We start from the raw sequence: 18590 nt of genomic DNA on the forward strand, positions 1-18590 counted from the left end.
GAACGCCCCCGAGCCTGAGCTCGGGGGCGTTCGACGTTCCCTCCCTCGCCACCTGGCGGTGACTGACGCACCTTTGCATCCCCGCGAGCGGTGAGCAACGCACCTTTCCGCCGCCGCGAAGTGTGCCTCACTCACCGCTCGACCGCGGGAAGGGTGCGTAGCTCACCGCCCCGGGGAGGGGACGCTCAACCGCGGCCGATGGCGATGGACTTCGTCTCCAGGTAGCTGCGGTAGCCGTACTCGCCCATCTCGCGCCCGATCCCGGACTGCTTGTAGCCGCCGAACGGGGCACCGTACGCCTGCGGGTAGCCGTTGATGCTGAGCATCCCCGTGCGCACCCGGCGGGCGACGGCGATCGCCTCGTCCTCGTCGGCGCCCCAGACCGAGCCGGAGAGCCCGTACGGCGAATCGTTCGCGATGGCGACGGCCTCGTCCACCGAGTCGTAGGGCACGACGGCGACGACCGGACCGAAGATCTCCTCACGGACCGCCCGCATCGAGTTGTCGACGCCGGCCAGCAGCGTGGGCGGCACGAACCAGCCGTCGGAGAGCTCCGGCGGCAGGGTCAGCGACGAGCCGATGACCCGGGCGCCCTCCGAACGCGCGAGGTCGACGTAGCCGGTGACCTTCTCGTGCTGATCGCGCGAGACGAGCGGGCCGATCTTCGTGGCCGCGTCCATCGGGTCGCCCACCGTCCAGCTCGCGAGCGCGTCGGCGAAGGCGTCGACGAACTCCTGCTCACGCTGACGCGGCACCAGGATGCGGGTCTGCGCGATGCACAGCTGCCCGTTGACCATGAGCGCCATCGGCAGCACGGCGTTGACGACCTGGCCCGCGTCGGCGTCGGGCAGCACGACGGCCGCGGACTTCCCGCCCAGTTCCAGCGTGACGCGGGCGATCCGCTCGGCCGCGGCGTGCATCATGGCCCGTCCGGCGGCCGTGCTGCCGGTGAAGGCGAGCTTGTCGACCTCGGGGTGCTCGATGAGCGAGCGCGCCGCCACGCGACCGGCCGGCACGATGCTCAGGACACCCTCGGGCAGGCCGGCCTCGCGGAACGCGTCGGCGAAGGCGTAGGCGGTGAGCGGCGTCTGCGACGGCGGCTTGAGGACCACCGAGCATCCCGCGGCGATGGCCGGGGTGATCTTGAGGCTCGGCGAGCTCAGGGGACCGTTCCAGGGCGTGATCGCGCCGACGACCCCGACCGGCTCCTGGGTCACCAGACTGCGGAGACCGGAGTCGTCGGTGATGACATCGTCGAGGTCGTAGTTCTCGGCGAGGCCGGCGTAGTACCGCGTGTGCCGGATGGGATTGGGCACGTGCGCCTGCTGGCTGAACCACAGCGGGCAGCCCAGCTCGGCGGTCAGCACGACCGCGATCTCCTCGGCGCGCTCCTCCAGCAGGTCGGCGGCGCGGCGCATGACCGCGGCCCGCTCGGCGCCGGGGAGATCGCGCCAGCGACCGTCGTCGAAGGCCTCGCGGGCGGCGTCCACCGCCTGCTCGAGGTCGGCCGACGACCCCAGCGCGGCATGGCCGACCACGCTCTGATCGGCAGGATTGCGCACCTCGACGATCTCCCCGCCGGAGGAGTCCTGCCAGTGTCCACCGATGAACAACTGCCGGCGCTCGGCCAGATCCTCAGCCACCGTCACAGACGTCATTGCTTCCTCCTCACCGTCACCGGAAGGCCGGCAACACGTCGTTCTTGAACATGTCGAGCGTGGCCAGCACCTGCTCCTGCGGCAGGCCGTACCACTGCATCCGCAAGATGATGTAGGTCAGCCCCTGGGCCTCGAGCTCCTTGAGCGCCGCGATGGCGCCCTCGGGGTCGGTGAACAGATACGACGCGTCGGCCACATCCGTCGCGGACTGCGCCGACTGCAGGTGGCGGTAGGCGTCGCCCTGCTGGGGGGCGTTGTACTGCGCGTACTGGGCGGTCACGTCGCCACGCGCCTGGAGTCCGATCGCCCGGGCCCGCTCACGGTCGCGGTCCAGCACGAGCTCGCGCCGCACGACCAGGTGCTTCACCGGAAGACCGAGCCGTTCCTTCTCGGCGCGGTAATGCCCCAGGACGACCTTGAGGCGCTCGGGTTCGACGTGCGGCGGGACGATCCAGGCGTCGCCGAGACGCGCCGCGCGCTGCGCGCCCTTCTTGTGCGGCCCCGCGCCGATCCAGATCTCCGGGCCTCCGGGCTGGACCGGACGCAGGCTGATGCTCTGGTCCTCGATCCGGTAGTACTCACCGTCGCGCGTCACCGGCTCGCCGCTCCAGAGGTCGCGGATCATCGCGATGCTCTCCTCGAAGCGCCCGACCCGCTCGTCCAGGCCGATCCCGAAGGACGCGAACTCGTTCTCCCGGTATCCCATCCCGAAGCCGGCCACGGCCCGGCCGCCGGTGATGTGGTCGAGGGTCGAGAACTCCTCGGCGACCTCGACCGGATGCCGCAGCGGGAGGATGAACATGTTGGTGCCCAGCTGCATCTCACCCGCGTCGGCGGCCAGCGCCGCGAGGGTGGGGACCGGCTGCAGCGTGGGCATCCCGCCGAGATAGTGCTGCAGGACCCAGGCCGACGAGATCCCGCTCTGCGACGCCGCACGCACCTGCTCACGCATCGCGGCGATCCGGTCGGCGGGGACGACGTCGGGCGGGAAGTCGTTCATGATGGCAAGGCCGAAGGTCAACGGCATGGTGTCTCCCGTGTGGTGCTGTCGGATGGGTGTGGTGCCACGTCCGGGCCGCTCATTCGCCACGCACCAGGCGGGCGTGAGCGAGCCAGTCACGCGCCTTGTCGGCGTGCGCGAGGTCGACGTGCTGGCCGCGGTAACGCACGGCGCCGTGGCCCCGCGCGGCGGCCTCCTCCACCGCGGCGACGAGTCCTTCGTGATAGGCGACCTCGTCGTCGCTGGGGGTGTAGATCTCGTGGATCACGGGCACGTGGGTGGGGTGGATGGCGATCTGCCCGCGGAAGCCGAGCTGCAGGCCGTAGTCGGCGAACTCGCGCAGGCCCTCCAGGTCGCCGAGGTCCTCCCACAGCCCGGTGAGCGCGTGCAGCCCGTACTGGCGGCAGGCCAGCAGGATCCGGCTGCGCAGGTAGAGCGTCTCGCTGCCCTCGCGGGACTGCCGGTAGCCCACCGCGCGGGCGATGTCGGCGTGCGCGGACGTCGGCCCGATCATCGCGCCGACCCGCTCGGAGGCGCCGGCGATCTCCTGACAGTTGGTGATCGCGTCGACCATCTCGACCGGGACGATCATCTCCAGGCCGTCGGCGCCATTGCGCGCCTCGAACCAGTCCAGCAGCGACTCCCAGCGGATGACGTCTCGCGCATCGCGGATCTTGGGGGCGAACACGCCGTCGAGCTCGGGGCCGACGACGGCCTCGAGGTCGGCGCCGGCCAGACGGGTGTCGAGCGCGTTGGGCCGCACGAACAGACCCACCCGCTCACTGCGCGACCGCAGGTCCCGCAGGGTCTCGCGAGCGGTCTGCCGGCTCGCCTCCTTCAGATCGGCGGGCACCGAGTCCTCGAGATCGATGACGATGCAGTCCGCCCCGCTCGCCAGGGCCTTGGCGGCCCAGTCCGGCTTGTGAGCAGGGGCGAACAGCAGGGAGCGGTACGGGTGCACGTCTGTTCTCCTCTACCGGGCGGACTGTTCGCGGTCGTGCGTGTCGTCGGTGATGCCCAGCTCGCGCAGCTTCGCCTTCTGCACCCGCTGGGACGGGGTCTTGGGCAGCTCGTCGACGAACCGGATGTACCGGGGGATCGCGAACGAGGGGATGCGCTTCTCGAAGTGCGCCCACAGCTCCTGCGCGGTGACCTCCTCGCGCGCGATCACGTAGGCCATCACCTCGTCCTCACCGGCCTCGGAGGAGGCGGGGACCGCGATCACGGCGGTCTCGACCACGGCCGGGTGGCTCAGCACGGCGGTCTCGATCTCATAGGAGGAGATGTTCTCGCCGCGGCGGCGCAGTGCGTCCTTGAAGCGGTCGACGAAGTAGAACCAGCCCTCGGCGTCGCGCTTGAGGGCGTCACCGGTGTGGAACCAGAGGTTGCGCCAGGCCTCCACCGTCTTCTCGGGCATGTTGAAGTAGCCCATCGAGCAGATGAAGGGGACCTTCGGGCGGATGACCAGCTCGCCCACCTCGCCGACCGCGACCTCCTCGTCGGTGTCGGGGTCGACGAGCGCGACATCGAACCACTCGTCGGCGGCGAGCCCGGCCGCGCCGGCGGGACGGTCCTCGCCGTACGGGGAGATGATCGGCGCCGAGGTCTCGGTCAGGCCGAAGACCTCCACGAACGCCTCGATGCCGTAGCGCTGCTTGAGCGGCTCGACGAGGGTCGCGGCGGTGGGCGCGGCGAACACGCAACGCAGCGGGTTGTCGGCGTCGTCGGGCCGCGGGTCCTGCTTGGCGATGAAGTCCATCATGACGCCGATGAAGTTGGTGACCGTCACCTGGCTCTCGCGGATCTGGTCGATCCAGCGACTGGCCGAGAAGCGGCTGCGGGTGACGAATCGCGCGCCGGCCACGAGGGTCGGGTAGGCGGCCATGAACTGCGCGTTGCCGTGGAAGAGCGGCGTCACCGACATCCACGTGTCGAGGCTGCTCAGGCGCACGAGGGAGACGCACTCGTCGGCGAAGAAGTACATCTGGGCATGCGGCATGGCGACGCCCTTGCTCGGACCCGTGGTGCCGGAGGTGAAGAGCACCGAGGCGAGATCCTGCGGGCGCACGTCGGGAAGCTCGATCTCGTCGCTCACGCGGGAGTCCTCGTCGAGGTTCTCCCAGGGCTCGGCCCGCCATCCGGCGGCGCGCAGGGCGGCGATCGCCTCGTCGCGTCGGCCGGTGTCGATCACCCAGAACGTGCCGATGGTCGAGGCGGCCTCGGCCACGTCGACGAACCGGGAGGCGAAGACGTCGTCGATGACGGCGTGCGTCGCCTCGACCGTCCGGACCTGGTGCGCGAGGAAGTCGTGCTCGTACGCGGTGTTGATCGGCACCTCGACGAGCCCGGCGACCGCCGTCCCGACCCAGGTGCGCACGAACTGCGAGGAGTTGGCGGCCACGATGACGACGCGGTCGCCCGGCGCTGCCCCGGCGTCGAGCAGCGTCCGCCCCACCCGCTCGGCGGAGGAGAGCATCTCGGCGAAGGTCCAACGCCGGCCCTCTTCGGGCGCGTCGAGCCAGACAGCACCGGGCCGCTCGGCCGCCTGATGCCGCAGGACGGTGGGCAACGCCCAGTCGCCACGCTCGACGAAGGTGGGCTTGAGGTCTCGGTAGTAGCGGAAGCTCATCGCTCGTCCTCTCGCGCGCTGCGGGCCCCGCGGAAGTCCGGGCGCCGCTTCTCCAGGAAGGCGTTGGCGCCTTCGATCATGTCCTCGCTGCCGATGGCCTGGATCAGCATCCCGAGGCCGGACGACATGTTGTCCTTCGACAGGTTCCACCACTGGTTCGCGCTGATCTTGGCGATCTCCAGATAGCGGGGGCTCAGCTGGTGGATCTCGGCGAGCCAGCGCTCGACGGCGGCCTCGAGGCCGTCATCGGGGACGACCTCGTTGACCAGGCCCATCGCCAGCGCCTGCTCCGCGGAGTACCGACGGCACAGCATGGCCATCTCCCGCGCGCGCTTCTCCCCGATCTGCACCGACATGAGGTTCGTGGCGCCGAGCACGGGAGCCGAACCGACCTTGGGACCGGTCTGGCCGAAGGTCGAACGCTGGGTCGCGATGGCGAAGTCGCAGGCGACGACCAGCTCGTTGCCGCCACCGGCGGCCGCGCCGTCGACGGCCGCGATCACCGGCCGCGGGCACGCACGCAGGGCGTCGACGAGCCGCAGCGACGTCGTGAAGAGTTGGCGCAGGCCCTCGGGGTCGGGCGTGCCGAGGTTGTTGAGGGCGCCGCCGGCGCAGAAGGCGCCCCCGGCCCCGGTGAGCACCACGGCCTCGGCATCCGCGGCGTCTTCGACCGCCGCGATCATCGCGCGCGCCATGTCCAGGTCATAGGCGTTGCGCCGCTCCGGCCGGTTGATCGTGATCCAGACCGCCCCGTCACGTCGTTCGACTTCGACCCCGCTCACGCCACTCCTCCATAATCCATGCCTTTGATGATAAGGAATCTAGTGTAGTGTGCATCACAAGTCAAACCGGAGGGAGTCCCATGCGTGCAGCCGTGCTTCACAGATTCGGATCCGAGGTGCAGATCGAGGACGTCAGGACCGCGGACCCGGCACCCGACGAGGTCCTCGTCCGCACCGCCGCCTCCGGCGTGTGCCACACCGACCGTACGATGCAGAACGGCGCCAACGCGCTGCCCCTCCCCCTGATCCTGGGCCACGAGGTCGCGGGGGTCGTCGAGGCCGTCGGCCGCGATGTCACCGACGTGCGGCCGGGCGACGCCGTGGCGACCTGTGCCTCGTCGTTCTGCGGCGTATGCCGCTGGTGCCAGCGCGGCGCCCTGCAGCACTGCGAGAACAAGGGGCGGTCACGACCCGCCGGAAGCCCGCCCCGGCTCACGCTCGGCGATGCCCCCGTGGAGCCCTTCGTCGGACTGGGCGGCTTCGCCGAGCAGTTGCTCGTCCACGAGCGCACCCTGGTGAAGCTCCCCGGGGACATGCCGCTGGACAAGGCGGCACTGCTGGGCTGTGCCGGGATCACCGGCCTGGGTGCCGTCCGCCACGCGGCCGGCGTCCGCGCCGGGGATACTGTCGCGATCATCGGCTGCGGGGGCGTGGGCCTCAACGCCGTCCTGGGGGCGCGGCTCGTGGGCGCGGCGCGCATCATCGCCATCGATCGCCTCCCCGCCAAGCTGGATCTCGCCCGACGTCTGGGCGCCACGGACACGATCGACGCCTCCGAAGTCGATCCCGTCGAGGCGGTCCGCGAGCTCACCGGTGGCGGCGTCGACCACGCGATCGAGGTCGTGGGCATCGCCGCGACGATCGAGCAGGCGTTCGCGATGCTCGACACGATGGGCACCGCGACCGTCGTCGGCGTCGCCCATCCCGATCTCAAGGTCCAGATCCCGGCCGCTCAACTGCTGCTGGAGAAGCGCCTCCAGGGCACCAAGATGGGCTCGACGCGCTTCCGCCTCGACATCCCGTTCTACTGCGACCTGTACCTGTCGGGCCGTCTCGATCTCGACGCCCTGCTCAGCGAGACGATCGGCCTCGACGAGGTCAATCGCGCGCTCGAGGACCTCGACGCTCCCACCGGGGCCCGGACGGTCATCACCTTCTGAGCCCCGGCGGGACACGGGACGAGCCGGTCTCCCGGCTAGGGCGATGCGCCGAGGTGTCAGGACACCTCGGCGCATCGCCATGGGTCACGCCGGCCTTCTCGCTCCCATCGCGCCTTCCCAGAGAGCGTCGAAGTAGCGCTGCAGGTCAGGGGCACCGTCGGCGTACCACTGCGGGAACTCCTCGTAGGACGTCCCGACACCCTCCAGGCCCAGTGCATCGATCCTGTCGGCCCACTCCTGCTCGAACTCGCGGGCCATCTCCACGAGCGCCTCGCCGTCGGCGACGGCACCACCCTCGGCGACACCGCGCTCCACCTCGTCATGGACGGCTGCGAGAGCGTCGGTCGCCGACGAGGGGAGCGGCGCGAAGGAGCCGCCGGCGCTGAGGACCTGCTCCACGGCCGCACTCGTGTTCTCCCAGGCGCCCTCGAAGTTGGCCTGCATGAGCACGTCGAGTCGGTCGACCATCAGCTGCTGCGCCGCGAGCGGAAGCTCGTTCCAGCGCGCCAGGCTCATCGCGATCGAGCCGCCGGGGGCGTTGAAACCCGTCTCCTCGTCGAACAGCACGTGAGGGGCGGCCGCGATGTATCCGCCGAGCGCCGCTCCGGTCACCGTGGTGAGAGCGCAGTCGACCACCCTGCGCTCGAGCGCCTCGAACATCTCGTTGTAGCTGATCGACATGGGGTTCATCCCCAGCGCCTCGCTCTCACGGTTCTGGACACCGCTCTGGGTCGCCACACCGCGCCCGGCCACATCCTCGGCGGACTCCGCTCCCTCGGCGCAGTAGGGCATGTACGCCCCGGAACCGAACGCGGGAAGCAGCAGCTTCATGTCCTTCGCCTCGTACTCCTCGTCGACGTCATCGATGGCCGCCGACATGTCGAGCATGATCCCGTGCCACTGGAGCATCCAGTCGACGGGAAGCTGGCGGCCCAGGTGACTGAGGTCGTTGAGCGCATTGGCGGCGGGGAACTCGGCCGGCACGAGAGCGGGCATCACCGAGCCGATGTCCAACCGTCCGTCGGCGAGGGCCTGATGCACCTCCGTCGGGGGAGCCACCGCGTTGGAGTAGAAGAAGTTGAAGGTGATCTTGCCGCCCGACCAGTCCTCGACGGCCTCCGCGTAAGCCTCGAAGCGACGCCCGGTGGCCGACCCCTGGGGTCCCGTGGACTGGATGGTCAGCTCGACCGGCTCCATGTCCTGAAGCGCCTCGACGTACTCGGCCCGGTCGGCGCCGTACTCGACGCTCGCACCTCCTCCCCCGTCGCCTGATCCGCCCTGCTCGGCGCATGCCGACGTCACCAGGAGGGCAGCCGCCGCACCCAGCGCGCCGATGATCCGATATCGCCGCATCTGCATCATCCTCTTTCTCTTCTGTCGTGGATCAACTCGTCGTCGGCGCGCCGGTCGCGATCCGTTCTGCCAGCGGCAGCGATCGTCCCGCCAGGAAGCCGCCGTCCACGCCGTAACACGAACCCGTGACGAACCCCGCCTCAGGCGAGGCCAGGAAGGAGACCACCGCCGCGACCTCCTCGGCCTTCGCCAGCCGCCCGACCGGATGCGCCGACGCGAGCTGCGCCAGCTCAGCTGGAGTGCGACGGTCGCGAAGGAACGCCGTGTCGACGAAGCCCGGCACCACGGCGTTGACTCTGATGCCGTCGTCGGCATACTCGAGCGCGGCCGATCGCACGAGACCCGTCAGCGCGTGCTTGGTCGTCGCGTAGGGCGCGGCACCGGCGAAGCCGACCTCGGCCCCGACCGACGACACCACGACGATGCTGCCGCCCCCGCCCGTCGCCGCCATGAGACGCAGCTCTTCACGCAGGCACCGGAACGTGCCGTTGAGGTTGATGTCGACGACGCGCTCCCACTCGTCGTCGCTGTGGGCGTGGAGCCGACGCGCCGGGCCGCCCACGGCCGCGAGATTCACCGCGACGTCCAGACGTCCCCAGCGGTCCGCGATCTCGTCGAACGCCGATCTCACGCTGGCGCTCGAGCGCACGTCGACGGCGATCGCCTCTGCCGCACCCGTCCGGTTCATCGCGGCCGTGGCCCGCTCTGGATCGAGGTCGGCCACGACCACCCGGAATCCGCGGGCGACGAGCGCGGCCACACAGGCCGTTCCGATGGCGCCGGCTCCCCCGACCACCACGGCGATTCCTGGAGAATCAGCGGCGACGTCGGACGGGCGACTCATGCTGCACCCTCAGGACATCACTTCGTGGGCCGGGCGCTTCATCATGAGCCCGGCGCGTTTGCAGACCATCACGAGCACGTCGTCCTGGTTGTAGCCGCGGTGCTCGAACCACACGATCCCGGAGTCATCGCGACTCGTGGACAGCCGCTTGTCGAGGATCGTGGTCTCGCCGCGCAGCGTGTCACCGGCGAAGACCGGTGCCGGGAATCTGACGTCCTCGTAGCCGAGATTCCCCAGTGTCGTTCCCATCGTGAGCTCCGGGACGTGAAAGGCACCGATCAGCGCCACGGTGAAGAGGCTGTTGACCAGCGGCCTGCCGTGGATGGTCGTCTTCGCGTATTCGGCGTCGAGGTGAATCGGGGCGACGTTCATCGTCAGCGACGTGAACAGCACGTTGTCCATCTCGGTGATCGTCCGCCGGAAGGCGTGCTCGTACGTCTTGCCGATCTCGAACTCTTCGAAGTACAGGCCGCGCATCAGTAGCTCCTGGGAAGACCGAGCACGTGCTCGGCCACGTAGTTGAGGACCATCTCTTGACTGATCGGCGCGATCCGCATCAGCCGCGCCTCCCGGAAGTAGCGTTCGACGTGGAACTCCTTGCTGTACCCCATCCCGCCGTGCACCTGGAGGGCGACGTCGGCGGCGTAGTAGCCCGCCTCCGCGCACAGCCACTTGGCGTAGTTGGCCTCCGCCGCACAGGGCTCCTGTCGGTCGACGAGCCAGGTCGCCTTCTGCAGCACCGCATCGGCCGCCTCGATGCGGATCTTCGCCTCGGCCAACTGGAAGGACAGGCCCTGGTTGGCGCCGATCGGGCGACCGAAGACCACACGGTCCTTCGCGTACTGGGTGCCGCGGCGCAGGGCGGCCTCGCCGATGCCGAGCATGGCGTTGGCGGCGACGACGCGCTCGGCGTTGAGGCCGGTCAGGATGACCTTGAAGCCCTTGCCGACCTCGCCGACGACGTCCTCGTCGGCGACGAAGAGCTCGTCGATGAACAGCTCGTTGCTGTCGACCGAGTTGCGCCCCATCTTCGGGATGGCGCGCACCGTGACCTTCTCGCGATCCAGGGGCGCGAAGAAGACCGTGAGTCCGTCGGTCTTCTTCGCGCACTCGCTCTTGGGCGTGGTGCGGGCGAGCAGCAGCATGCGCTCGGCACGCTGGGCATTGGAGATCCAGACCTTCTTGCCCGAGACGAGCCACCCCCCGTCGACCTTCGTGGCGAACGTGGAGATGTTGGTGGTGTCAGTGCCGGCATCCGGCTCGGTGACGGCGAAGGAGATCTGCAGATCCCCCGCCGGCACGCGCGGCAGGAAACGCCGCTTCAGCTCCTCGCTGCCGTGGTGGAGGATGGGCTCGAAGCCGAAGATCCCGATATGGACGGCCGAGCATCCCCCCATCCCGGCGCCTGACGCAGCGATCTCCCGCTCGACGATGGCGGCCTCGGTGACACCGAGGCCGCCTCCCCCGTACTGCTCGGGGATCGTCAACCCCAGCCAGCCGCCCTCCGCGACGGCCTGAAAGAACTCACCGGGGAACTCATGGCGTTCATCGTGCTCGGCCCAGTACTCGTCGGGGAACCGCGAACACAGGGCGCGAACGGCGCTTCGGATGTCGTCGTGAACTGGGCTGGTCTCGTACATCGGGTGTGTTCACCTTCCTCGAGCTGGATCATCGGCGCGCATCCGCACGACCGCCCGGCCGCGGATGTCGCCCTCCGCCAACCGTCGGTACGCCTCAGGCGTCTGTTCGAAGGGAAGCTCCTCCACCACCGCTTCCACCTCGCCCGAGCGCGCGAGCTCGAGCACCTGGTGGAGCTCTGGCCGGGTTCCCCAGAAGGGCAGGTCGGTGCGTGCCCCCAACGGCAGGGCGTGCATGCCGACCGCCAACCGATCGGCACCGACCCCCACGATCGAGACGACTCCGTCGCGGGCCAGGACGGCTCGGGCGAGCTCCAGCGTCGAGTGGTGGGCGACGAAGTCGAGCACCACGTCGGCAAGGCGGCCGTGGGTGAGGTCCCGGATCTCCTCGGCCGTGCCTTCACCACCGAGCACCTGGTCGGCGCCCTGCCGCCGGGCCAGCGTGCGGGCGTCCTCCTCCCGGTCGACCGCGATCACCGTGGCACCCCTGAGCTTGGCCAGCCGCACCGCGAGGTGACCGAGGCCGCCGACACCGATCACCACGACGACGAGGCCGAGAGGCGGTCGGCCGATCATGGCGAACGCACGGTTCAGCGCATGCAGCGCCGTCAGGCCGGCATCGGTCATGACCGCCGCCTGAGCCGGGGGCAGACCCGCCGCCGGGACGAGATGGGACGCCGGGACGGCGACGAACTCCGCGAGTGCGCCGTCGCTGCCCAATCCCAAGGGAAAGGAGGTCGCGCGGCCGTGGCAGTAGTTCTCGGCGCCCGCCGAGCAACGCGAGCACCGACCGCATCCCCGTGGCCCGTAGCCGACGACAGGATCGCCGACCTGGACCTCACCAGCGCCGGCTCCGACCTCGACCACGACGCCGGCGAGCTCGTGACCCAGAACCACGGGCAGGCTGAAGGGATGCTGCCCCGGCGCCCGGGACACCAGGGTCAGATCAGAATGGCACAGACCTGCGGCCGAGGTCTGCACGATCGCGTGCCCTGGCGCTGCCTGCGGGTCGGGAACGTCACGAAAACCGCCTCCCTCCCGGCCGAGTACGAAGGCCCTCACACCACGTGACCGACCGGCAGGTGCTCGCTACCCTCAGGCTGGACGAATCCGATCCGGACCGCCCGGCCGACCGCGAGGCCTGCCGGGTCGCACTCGGGGAGCTGGACCGAGAGCCACGGGCCCTCGTCCAGTTCGACGATGCCGATGACGGTGTCGGGCGTGACGACGTCGTCGCGCCGCCGGCCCGGCTTCACGGTCCAGGTGACGAGGTGGCCCGTCCCTGCCGCCTCCCGCCACTCCAGATCGGCTGCCTGAGTCGTGGAGCAGACCAGCGCCGCGGGCTCGGACCAGGTGTCCTGGCTCGGCGAATAGCGCAGCAGCAGCCTGCCCTCGGCGGCCGCCTCGAAGAACGGCGCGGAGAAGTCGTCACGGACGACTGCGGCGAGTGTCACGGTGGTCACCGTCCCTTCCGGTGCGGGCTGAGGATGAGCGTGGAGTGGAAGTCCAGGACGCCGCCGTTGCCCGAGACCATCACCACGTCGTGCCGGTCGACCTGGCGCTCGCCGGCCTGCCCACGCGCCTGAATCACGGCCTCCGACAGCGGCGTCATCCCCCACATGTAGAACGAGGAGAGCTCGCCGCCTCCGGTGTTGGTGGGATGGGATCCGCCGGGGGCGAGAGCCCCGCTGGCCACGAACTCGCCGCCTTCGCCCTTGGCGCAGAAGCCGTAGTCCTCGAGCGTGACGAGGGTCGTGAAGGTGAAGCAGTCGTAGAGCTGGCGAAGATCCACCTCGTCGACGCTCACGCCGGCCATCTTGAGGGCGTCGGGTCCGGACTTCGCGGCGCCGGTCACGAGACCGAACTGGCTGTCGCGGTGCTGCACGTAGCCCGGATGCGCCTGGCCCCAGCCCCACACGTGGACGGGAGGCTGACGCAGCGTCGCGGCGCGGTCGGCGCTCGTGACGATGATCGCGACGGCACCGTTGCTCACCAGGCAGCAGTCGAGCAGCCGCAACGGGTCGGCGATCATCCGGGAGGCCTGATGGTCCTCGAGCGTGAGCGGATCGCGCATCTGGGCCGCGGGGTTCATCGCCGCCCACTGGCGCGCCGCCACCGCGACCGCGCCGAACTGCTCGCTGGTGGTGCCGTAGGTCTCCATGTGCCGGCGGGCCGCCACGGCGTACCGCTCGGGTGCCGCCTTGAGACCCGCGGCGAAGGGCAGCGATCCCACGCCCACCATGGCACGCGCCTGGCCCGGATAGGCGTCCGAGGAGCGCTTGCCCTCCTTGAGCGGGGCGTCGGCGTACACGCAGGCGACGACGTCGGCCATGCCGGCCTCGATCGCCATCGCGGCGTACTGGACCATCTGGCCGGCCGACGAGCCGAAGCCCTGGATCGTGGCCAGGACGCGGGTGTCGCGCATCTGCAGCGCCGACTGCAGCCGCAGATCGGTGTCGTTCTTGACCCCCGGGTTGACGTAGAGGCCGTCGATGTCCGCGAGCGAGAGACCCGCGTCCTCGGCCGCCCGGCTGATCGCCTCGACCGCGAACTGCGTCGCGGTGCGTCCGTAGACCTTGCCCATCTCGGTCATCCCGAGTCCCACGATGGCCGCGCTCATCGCTCGTCCTCCCCACCGGTGGGCAGGACGACCTCGACGACGCCGGGGCCGACGGTGACGCCGGAGGAGTTCTCGCATCGCACCGTGACCTCGACGACGCCGTCCTGGCCGTCCCTACGGGTCGCGGTGACCTCGCCGAGGACGCGCATCGTGTCGCCCACATAGTTGAAGGAGCGCATCCGGAAGCCGCGGATCGCGCGGAGCCGGGCGCCCGGGCCCGCCCAGTCACGGACGAGCCTCTCCCACGAGCTCATGAGGAACGACGTGTTCGCGTACATCTCCTCCGCTCCCGTGGACCGGGCGTACTCACTGTTGTGGTGGATCGAGTTGAAGTCGCGGTTGCTCCCTGCCGCCATCACGAGGCGGTAGACGGTCAGCGGCAGACGCACCTCGGGAAGCTGGTCGCCGACCGCGACCTCCTCGAAGACGCGCGTGGCCGCCTGCGCGGTGGTCACGACTGTTCTCCCTTCTGGTGGGGGACATAGGCGTAGGTGCCGATGCGGATCAGGCCGACCACGTCACCGCGGTCGCTGACGATCTCGCTCTCCCAGGTCATGAAGGCGCCCCGGCCGACGCCCGTCTCCTTCGGGGTGCACGCCACGAGCCGGCGGCCCCGGCGGCCGATCCGCTCGCCGGCGACGACCTCGCGGTGGAAGTCGACCTCGATGTCCGTCCCGAAGAACCCGGTGGTCTTCGGGCCGATCGGCATGTCGGCGTTGTTGATCGCCGTGTGGACGGGCTGGGCGTCGCGGTCGGCGGAATCGAACAACGTCTCCCCGGGCCGCCACGCGGCCGGGATCGTCCACGCGATGACGCCGGTGTAGGGCATCGTGACGTCCTCGAAGCCCGCGGCCCGCGCGACCTCGGGATCGGTGTGCAGCGCACAGTCGAACTCGAGCGGCTCCAGATAGCGCCGGATCGCGCCGCGTTCCACCGGATCGCCGCCCCACGTGATCTCCCCGTCGGCGAAATCACGGCCGACGGCGTCGACCACCGGCTGCCACGCGGCCTTCCATTCCGTCTCGGTCTCCGTCGCGGTCATCGCAGGATTCCTTTCGTCTCCAGTCGCTCGATCGTCGCCTCGTCATAGCCCAGGACGGACTCCAGGACGCGGCGGTTGTGCTGGCCGAGGGTCGGTGCGCACGAACGCGGGCCGCCCGGGGTGGCATCGAGACGGACCCGAGCACCCTCGACCACCGTCATGCCGTGCAGTGGATGGGCCAGCTCCACCAGGTGCTGGCGGTGCACCACCTGGGCGTCGCGGGGATAGTCCTCGGGGCGCAGCGCGAGATAGGCGGGGATCCCCGCCTCCTGGAGCCGGCGCTCCACCAGCTCGCCGTCGCGCTCTGTGGTCCACGCGGCGATGGCGGCGTCGAGCTCCGTGGTCGCCGCACGACGTCCGGCCGCCGTCGCGAGATCCTCCCGGACGAGGTCCGGCCGGCCCAGCACCGCGACGAGCCGCTGCCACTGCAGGTCGTCGGTCACCGCGATCGCGACGAACCGCTCGCCGTGCTCGTCGGGCGACACCGGATAGACGCCGTGGGGAGCCCACCGTGCGTCGTCGTTGCCGCGGCGCTCGGCCACGGTGCCGTCGAACCCGAAGTGCGCGATCTGCGGCGCGAGGAAGTACACCCCGCTCTCGACCTGGGACACGTCGATGTAGCAGCCGTCCCCGGTGCGGGCCCGGTGCCGCAGCGCGGCGAGCAGTGCGACCAGCGCCGTGCGGGGACCCAGGTAGTCGGTGTACGGCCCGAACGGGCCCATCGGCAGGCGATCGGACCAGCCCACGAGGTGCTGGAAGCCGCTCAGCGACGAGCCCACGTTGCCGAAGCCGGCGAGCTTGGACCAGGGACCATGCTGACCCGCGATGGAACTGCTGAGCATGACGAGCCCGGGATTGACGGCGCGCAGCGCCTCCTCGTCGAGTCCCCACTTGGCCAGCTGGCCGGGCGAGAACGACTCGATCACCACGTCGGCCCAGCGGGCCAGGTCACGCACGACCTGCTGGCCCTCCGACGTCGTGAGATCGAGTGTCATCCCGAGCTTGCCGGCGTTGCAGTTGCCGAACAGCGCCGACCCCTCACGGTCGGGGCGGCCGTCGTGGAACGGTTGCATCATCCGCGCGGTCTCGACCCGCACCCCGGATTCCACTCGCACCACGGTCGCCCCGAAGTCGGCCAGCGTGCGCCCGATGAGCGGACCGGCCACGACCCAGGAAAGGTCCAGGACCTTCAGTCCCTCCAGCGGGAGCGTACGGCCGCGCGACGGCACGGCGGACTGTGGCACGACGGTCGCGAGCCAGTCGCGCGCGACCTCCTCGTGGTGCTCCCCCACCTTGGGTGCCCGGGCCCGCACGTGCGGGCCCGGCGCGCCGCGCACGTGCGCGAACACGGAGGGGACGGGCACCGCCACGCCCTCGATGTCGAGGTCCGCGAAGAACCCGCGCTGCGCCAGGTGCTCACTCGAGGCCACGTCGGCGACGTCGAAGATCGCCATGGACAGCAGGCGGCGGCGCAGCGCCTGCTCCACCACCTCCGCCTTGGTCTTCGTCGCGAGGAAGGCACGCACCGCCGCGCGCGCGTCGTCGAGGTCGGCGAGATCCAGCGTCCCCTCGGCCACGAGCGACGGGACCTCCCGCCAGTCCCACGCCGCGATGCGGTCGTCGACGGCTCCCTCCTCGTGCATCCAAGCGAAGAGCCTGTTCGTGAAGGCGCCGGCGGCGGCACCGATCGACAGGTGCAGCTCGATCATGCCGTCACGACAGTGCCACTTCTTGAGGCTGTTGGGGGTCGCTGCCCCGCTCCCGGACTGGTCGGCGCGGGCGGTCGGCTGCTGCTGCCACTCGGGGTTGTCGTCGCCCACGGCGTGCGCGAGGATGCGCGCGAGCGTGGCCTGCCCGACCGAGCTCTGGGCGGAGACGTCGACGAACTGTCCTCGGCCGCTGCGATCGCGTTCGAGCAGGGCGAGCAGGACTCCCGTCGCCGCGTCCGCGGCCGCATGCAGGAAGGCCTGGGGGACGCTGATCCGCAGCGGCGGGCGATCACCGTCACGATGGGGAGCGAGCGGACCGCCCGCCGCCCAGACCGTGAGATCGCTCGCCGCCAGCCGCGAACGCGGTCCGTCCCATCCGTAGGCCGTGATGGCCGCCACCACGGCCTGGGGTGCGAGGGACAGCACCTCGTCGGGCGTCATGCCCCAGCGCTCGAGCTCGGCGTGGTCCCACGAGGTGACGACGGCGTCGGCCCGGCGCACCAGGTCCTGGAGCAGTTCTCGGTCGCGCTCGGGATCGAGCGCGATGCCTCGCTTGCCGGCCGCGAACGTCTGCCACGTGAACGAGATGCCGGTGCTCGGGTCGACCGGGTCGGCCGTGCGGGCCGGCGACCCGCTCAGCGGCTCGACCTGCACGACATCGGCCCCGAGATCGGCGAGCAGCCGACCGCAGAGCAGACCCCGTTCGTCGGTCAGGTCGAGGACGCGCAGACCGTCAAGCATCGACGGGAGCGGCCGAACTGACGGCGATCGCGCCTTCGGGGCAGGCGTCGACGGCTTCCTGCGCCTGGTCCAGCAGGTCCGCCGGCACCTCCCAGCGCTGTCCTCGCTCGGCGACGAACCCCTCGTCGTCATCGGTCAGCAGGTCGGGGGCGACGGCGTAGCAGCGCCCATGACCCATGCACTTGGTCGCGTCGATCTCGATGAACATCCTTCAGACCTCCCACTCCAGCGGCAGCGACTGCAACGTCAGCTGCCCCCCTCGTTCCTTCAGCTCGGTACCGGCGGCGATGCGGTAATCCGGAATGCGCTCGTGCCACTGCTCCAGCACGACCTTGAGTTCGAGCCGTGCCAGGTGCATGCCCAGGCACCGGTGCGGTCCGCCGCCGAACGCGAGGTGCTGGTTGGCGCCCGGGCGGTCGATGATGAACTCGTCGGGATCCTCGAACTTGCGGGGATCGCGGTTGGCCTGACCGATGCCGAGCCACACGACGTCGCCCTTCTTGAGCTCGAGGCCCTCGAACTCCTGATCCTCCTGGACCTCACGCCCGGCCTGGAAGACCAGCGGGTAGAGCCGCAGGAACTCCTCCACCGCCTTGCCGATGAGATCGGGATCCTCCACGAGCTCACGACGGTGGTCCTGGTGCGTGGCCAGGTGGGTGTAGACGTAGCCCAGGGCCGAGCGGGTGGTGTCCAGACCCGCGAGCATGAGGGTCAGCAGGATCGTGAGGATCTGGTCCTGCGTCAACGGCTCGTCGTCGATCCGCGCCTCGAGCAGGCGCGTCACCATGTCGGTGGCCGGGTCGCCCGGGTTGGCGCGGCGCTCCTCCAGGGCCTTCTCGAAGTAGTCCGTGATGTTCTTCTTCGCCAGCGCCGCCCGGGTCGGTTCGCCCGCGAGCATCGCCGAGAACAGCTCCTCGGACCATTCGAGGAACATCTGACCGTCGGAGACGGGCAGGCCCAGCAGCGCCAGGAAGAGGTCGGTCGGGTACCGGATGGCGAACTCCGCCACGAAGTCGCACGACCCCTTGGGCTTCAGCTCCTCGATGAGCTCGATGCACCGCTGCGTCGCGAGCGGCTCCAGCCGCCGCACCGCGGCCGGCGCGAAGAACTGGTTGAGGATCTTGCGCAGCTTGACGTGCTCCTCGCCGTTGAGGTCCTGCGGCAGCAGCGGCTCACCGACGCCCGGGCGCAGCGCGCTGCGGACCGCGGTCGTCCAGTTCTGATGCTGCTGGAAGCCCGCCTGCACGTCGTCGTACCGCTGCAGCATCACGAAACCACGCTCGGTGGAGTCGTTGAACAGGAACCGGTCCCGTTCGCGGTCGGCGTTGAGGAGCGCGTAGTGCTCGAAGATCGGCGTGGTCGTCGTGTAGTCGGTGTGGGTGACGGGGCACCCGCGGTGGGTTTCGGTCATAGCT

At 70.2% G+C, this 18590-nt stretch carries 18 protein-coding genes; 1 reads left to right on the forward strand and 17 read right to left on the reverse strand.

The window, feature by feature from the left end; all coding sequences use genetic code 11:
- Positions 1 to 185: 185 nt before the first annotated feature.
- The 5 genes from EHW97_RS04265 to EHW97_RS04285 are packed head-to-tail and all read right to left on the reverse strand — an operon-like array spanning position 186 to position 6069.
- Complete coding sequence (locus EHW97_RS04265; protein WP_124235932.1) at positions 186 to 1658, reverse strand: aldehyde dehydrogenase; 1473 nt, start codon at positions 1656 to 1658, stop codon at positions 186 to 188.
- Positions 1659 to 1674: 16 nt separating this feature from the next.
- On the reverse strand, positions 1675 to 2685 hold the full coding sequence (locus tag EHW97_RS04270; protein ID WP_124235933.1) for an LLM class flavin-dependent oxidoreductase: 1011 nt from the start codon (positions 2683 to 2685) through the stop codon (positions 1675 to 1677).
- Between the two features lie 52 nt (positions 2686 to 2737).
- Positions 2738 to 3619, reverse strand: coding sequence for an HpcH/HpaI aldolase/citrate lyase family protein (locus tag EHW97_RS04275; protein ID WP_124235934.1), 882 nt, complete (start codon positions 3617 to 3619; stop codon positions 2738 to 2740).
- A gap of 12 nt (positions 3620 to 3631) precedes the next feature.
- Entirely contained in the window at positions 3632 to 5287 is a 1656-nt protein-coding gene (locus tag EHW97_RS04280; RefSeq protein ID WP_124235935.1) for an AMP-binding protein, read from the reverse strand.
- The gene (locus EHW97_RS04285; RefSeq protein WP_124235936.1) at positions 5284 to 6069 is read right to left on the reverse strand and encodes an enoyl-CoA hydratase/isomerase family protein; all 786 of its coding nucleotides are present in this window, start codon (positions 6067 to 6069) and stop codon (positions 5284 to 5286) included. Before EHW97_RS04285 ends, EHW97_RS04280 begins: the two co-directional genes overlap by 4 nt.
- Before the next feature lie 80 nt (positions 6070 to 6149).
- Here EHW97_RS04285 and EHW97_RS04290 point away from each other — a divergent pair, with 80 nt between their 5' ends.
- Positions 6150 to 7229: a Zn-dependent alcohol dehydrogenase gene (locus EHW97_RS04290; protein WP_124235937.1), complete on the forward strand. Its 1080-nt coding sequence runs from the start codon at positions 6150 to 6152 to the stop codon at positions 7227 to 7229.
- 84 nt (positions 7230 to 7313) lie between these two features.
- Here EHW97_RS04290 and dctP read toward each other — a convergent pair whose 3' ends face one another.
- The 12 genes from dctP to EHW97_RS04350 are packed head-to-tail and all read right to left on the reverse strand — an operon-like array spanning position 7314 to position 18586.
- Complete coding sequence (gene dctP, locus EHW97_RS04295) at positions 7314 to 8582, reverse strand: TRAP transporter substrate-binding protein DctP (RefSeq protein ID WP_166367385.1); 1269 nt, start codon at positions 8580 to 8582, stop codon at positions 7314 to 7316.
- 31 nt (positions 8583 to 8613) lie between these two features.
- Positions 8614 to 9426: an SDR family NAD(P)-dependent oxidoreductase gene (locus EHW97_RS04300; RefSeq protein ID WP_124235939.1), complete on the reverse strand. Its 813-nt coding sequence runs from the start codon at positions 9424 to 9426 to the stop codon at positions 8614 to 8616.
- Between the two features lie 9 nt (positions 9427 to 9435).
- Positions 9436 to 9903, reverse strand: a complete 468-nt coding sequence (locus EHW97_RS04305; RefSeq protein WP_124235940.1) for a MaoC family dehydratase — start codon at positions 9901 to 9903, stop codon at positions 9436 to 9438.
- The gene (locus EHW97_RS04310; protein WP_124235941.1) at positions 9903 to 11066 is read right to left on the reverse strand and encodes an acyl-CoA dehydrogenase family protein; all 1164 of its coding nucleotides are present in this window, start codon (positions 11064 to 11066) and stop codon (positions 9903 to 9905) included. The genes EHW97_RS04305 and EHW97_RS04310 overlap by 1 nt, the downstream gene beginning before the upstream one ends.
- Positions 11067 to 11075: 9 nt before the next feature.
- Positions 11076 to 12125, reverse strand: coding sequence for an alcohol dehydrogenase catalytic domain-containing protein (locus EHW97_RS04315; RefSeq protein ID WP_124235942.1), 1050 nt, complete (start codon positions 12123 to 12125; stop codon positions 11076 to 11078).
- Positions 12122 to 12526, reverse strand: a complete 405-nt coding sequence (locus EHW97_RS04320; protein WP_208001880.1) for a Zn-ribbon domain-containing OB-fold protein — start codon at positions 12524 to 12526, stop codon at positions 12122 to 12124. Before EHW97_RS04320 ends, EHW97_RS04315 begins: the two co-directional genes overlap by 4 nt.
- Positions 12523 to 13683: a thiolase C-terminal domain-containing protein gene (locus EHW97_RS04325; protein ID WP_124235943.1), complete on the reverse strand. Its 1161-nt coding sequence runs from the start codon at positions 13681 to 13683 to the stop codon at positions 12523 to 12525. Before EHW97_RS04325 ends, EHW97_RS04320 begins: the two co-directional genes overlap by 4 nt.
- Positions 13680 to 14138: a hotdog family protein gene (locus tag EHW97_RS04330; protein WP_124235944.1), complete on the reverse strand. Its 459-nt coding sequence runs from the start codon at positions 14136 to 14138 to the stop codon at positions 13680 to 13682. The genes EHW97_RS04325 and EHW97_RS04330 overlap by 4 nt, the downstream gene beginning before the upstream one ends.
- On the reverse strand, positions 14135 to 14725 hold the full coding sequence (locus tag EHW97_RS04335; RefSeq protein ID WP_124235945.1) for an FAS1-like dehydratase domain-containing protein: 591 nt from the start codon (positions 14723 to 14725) through the stop codon (positions 14135 to 14137). The genes EHW97_RS04330 and EHW97_RS04335 overlap by 4 nt, the downstream gene beginning before the upstream one ends.
- Entirely contained in the window at positions 14722 to 17175 is a 2454-nt protein-coding gene (locus tag EHW97_RS04340; RefSeq protein ID WP_124235946.1) for a CaiB/BaiF CoA-transferase family protein, read from the reverse strand. Before EHW97_RS04340 ends, EHW97_RS04335 begins: the two co-directional genes overlap by 4 nt.
- Positions 17168 to 17383 (reverse strand): ferredoxin, encoded by a 216-nt coding sequence (locus EHW97_RS04345; protein ID WP_124235947.1) that lies wholly within the window; start codon positions 17381 to 17383, stop codon positions 17168 to 17170. The genes EHW97_RS04340 and EHW97_RS04345 overlap by 8 nt, the downstream gene beginning before the upstream one ends.
- A gap of 3 nt (positions 17384 to 17386) precedes the next feature.
- Entirely contained in the window at positions 17387 to 18586 is a 1200-nt protein-coding gene (locus EHW97_RS04350; protein ID WP_124235948.1) for a cytochrome P450, read from the reverse strand.
- Between the last annotated feature and the right edge of the window lie 4 nt (positions 18587 to 18590).

It is taken from the genome of Aeromicrobium camelliae (assembly GCF_003850045.1).
Taxonomy (GTDB): Bacteria; Actinomycetota; Actinomycetes; order Propionibacteriales; family Nocardioidaceae; genus Aeromicrobium; species Aeromicrobium camelliae.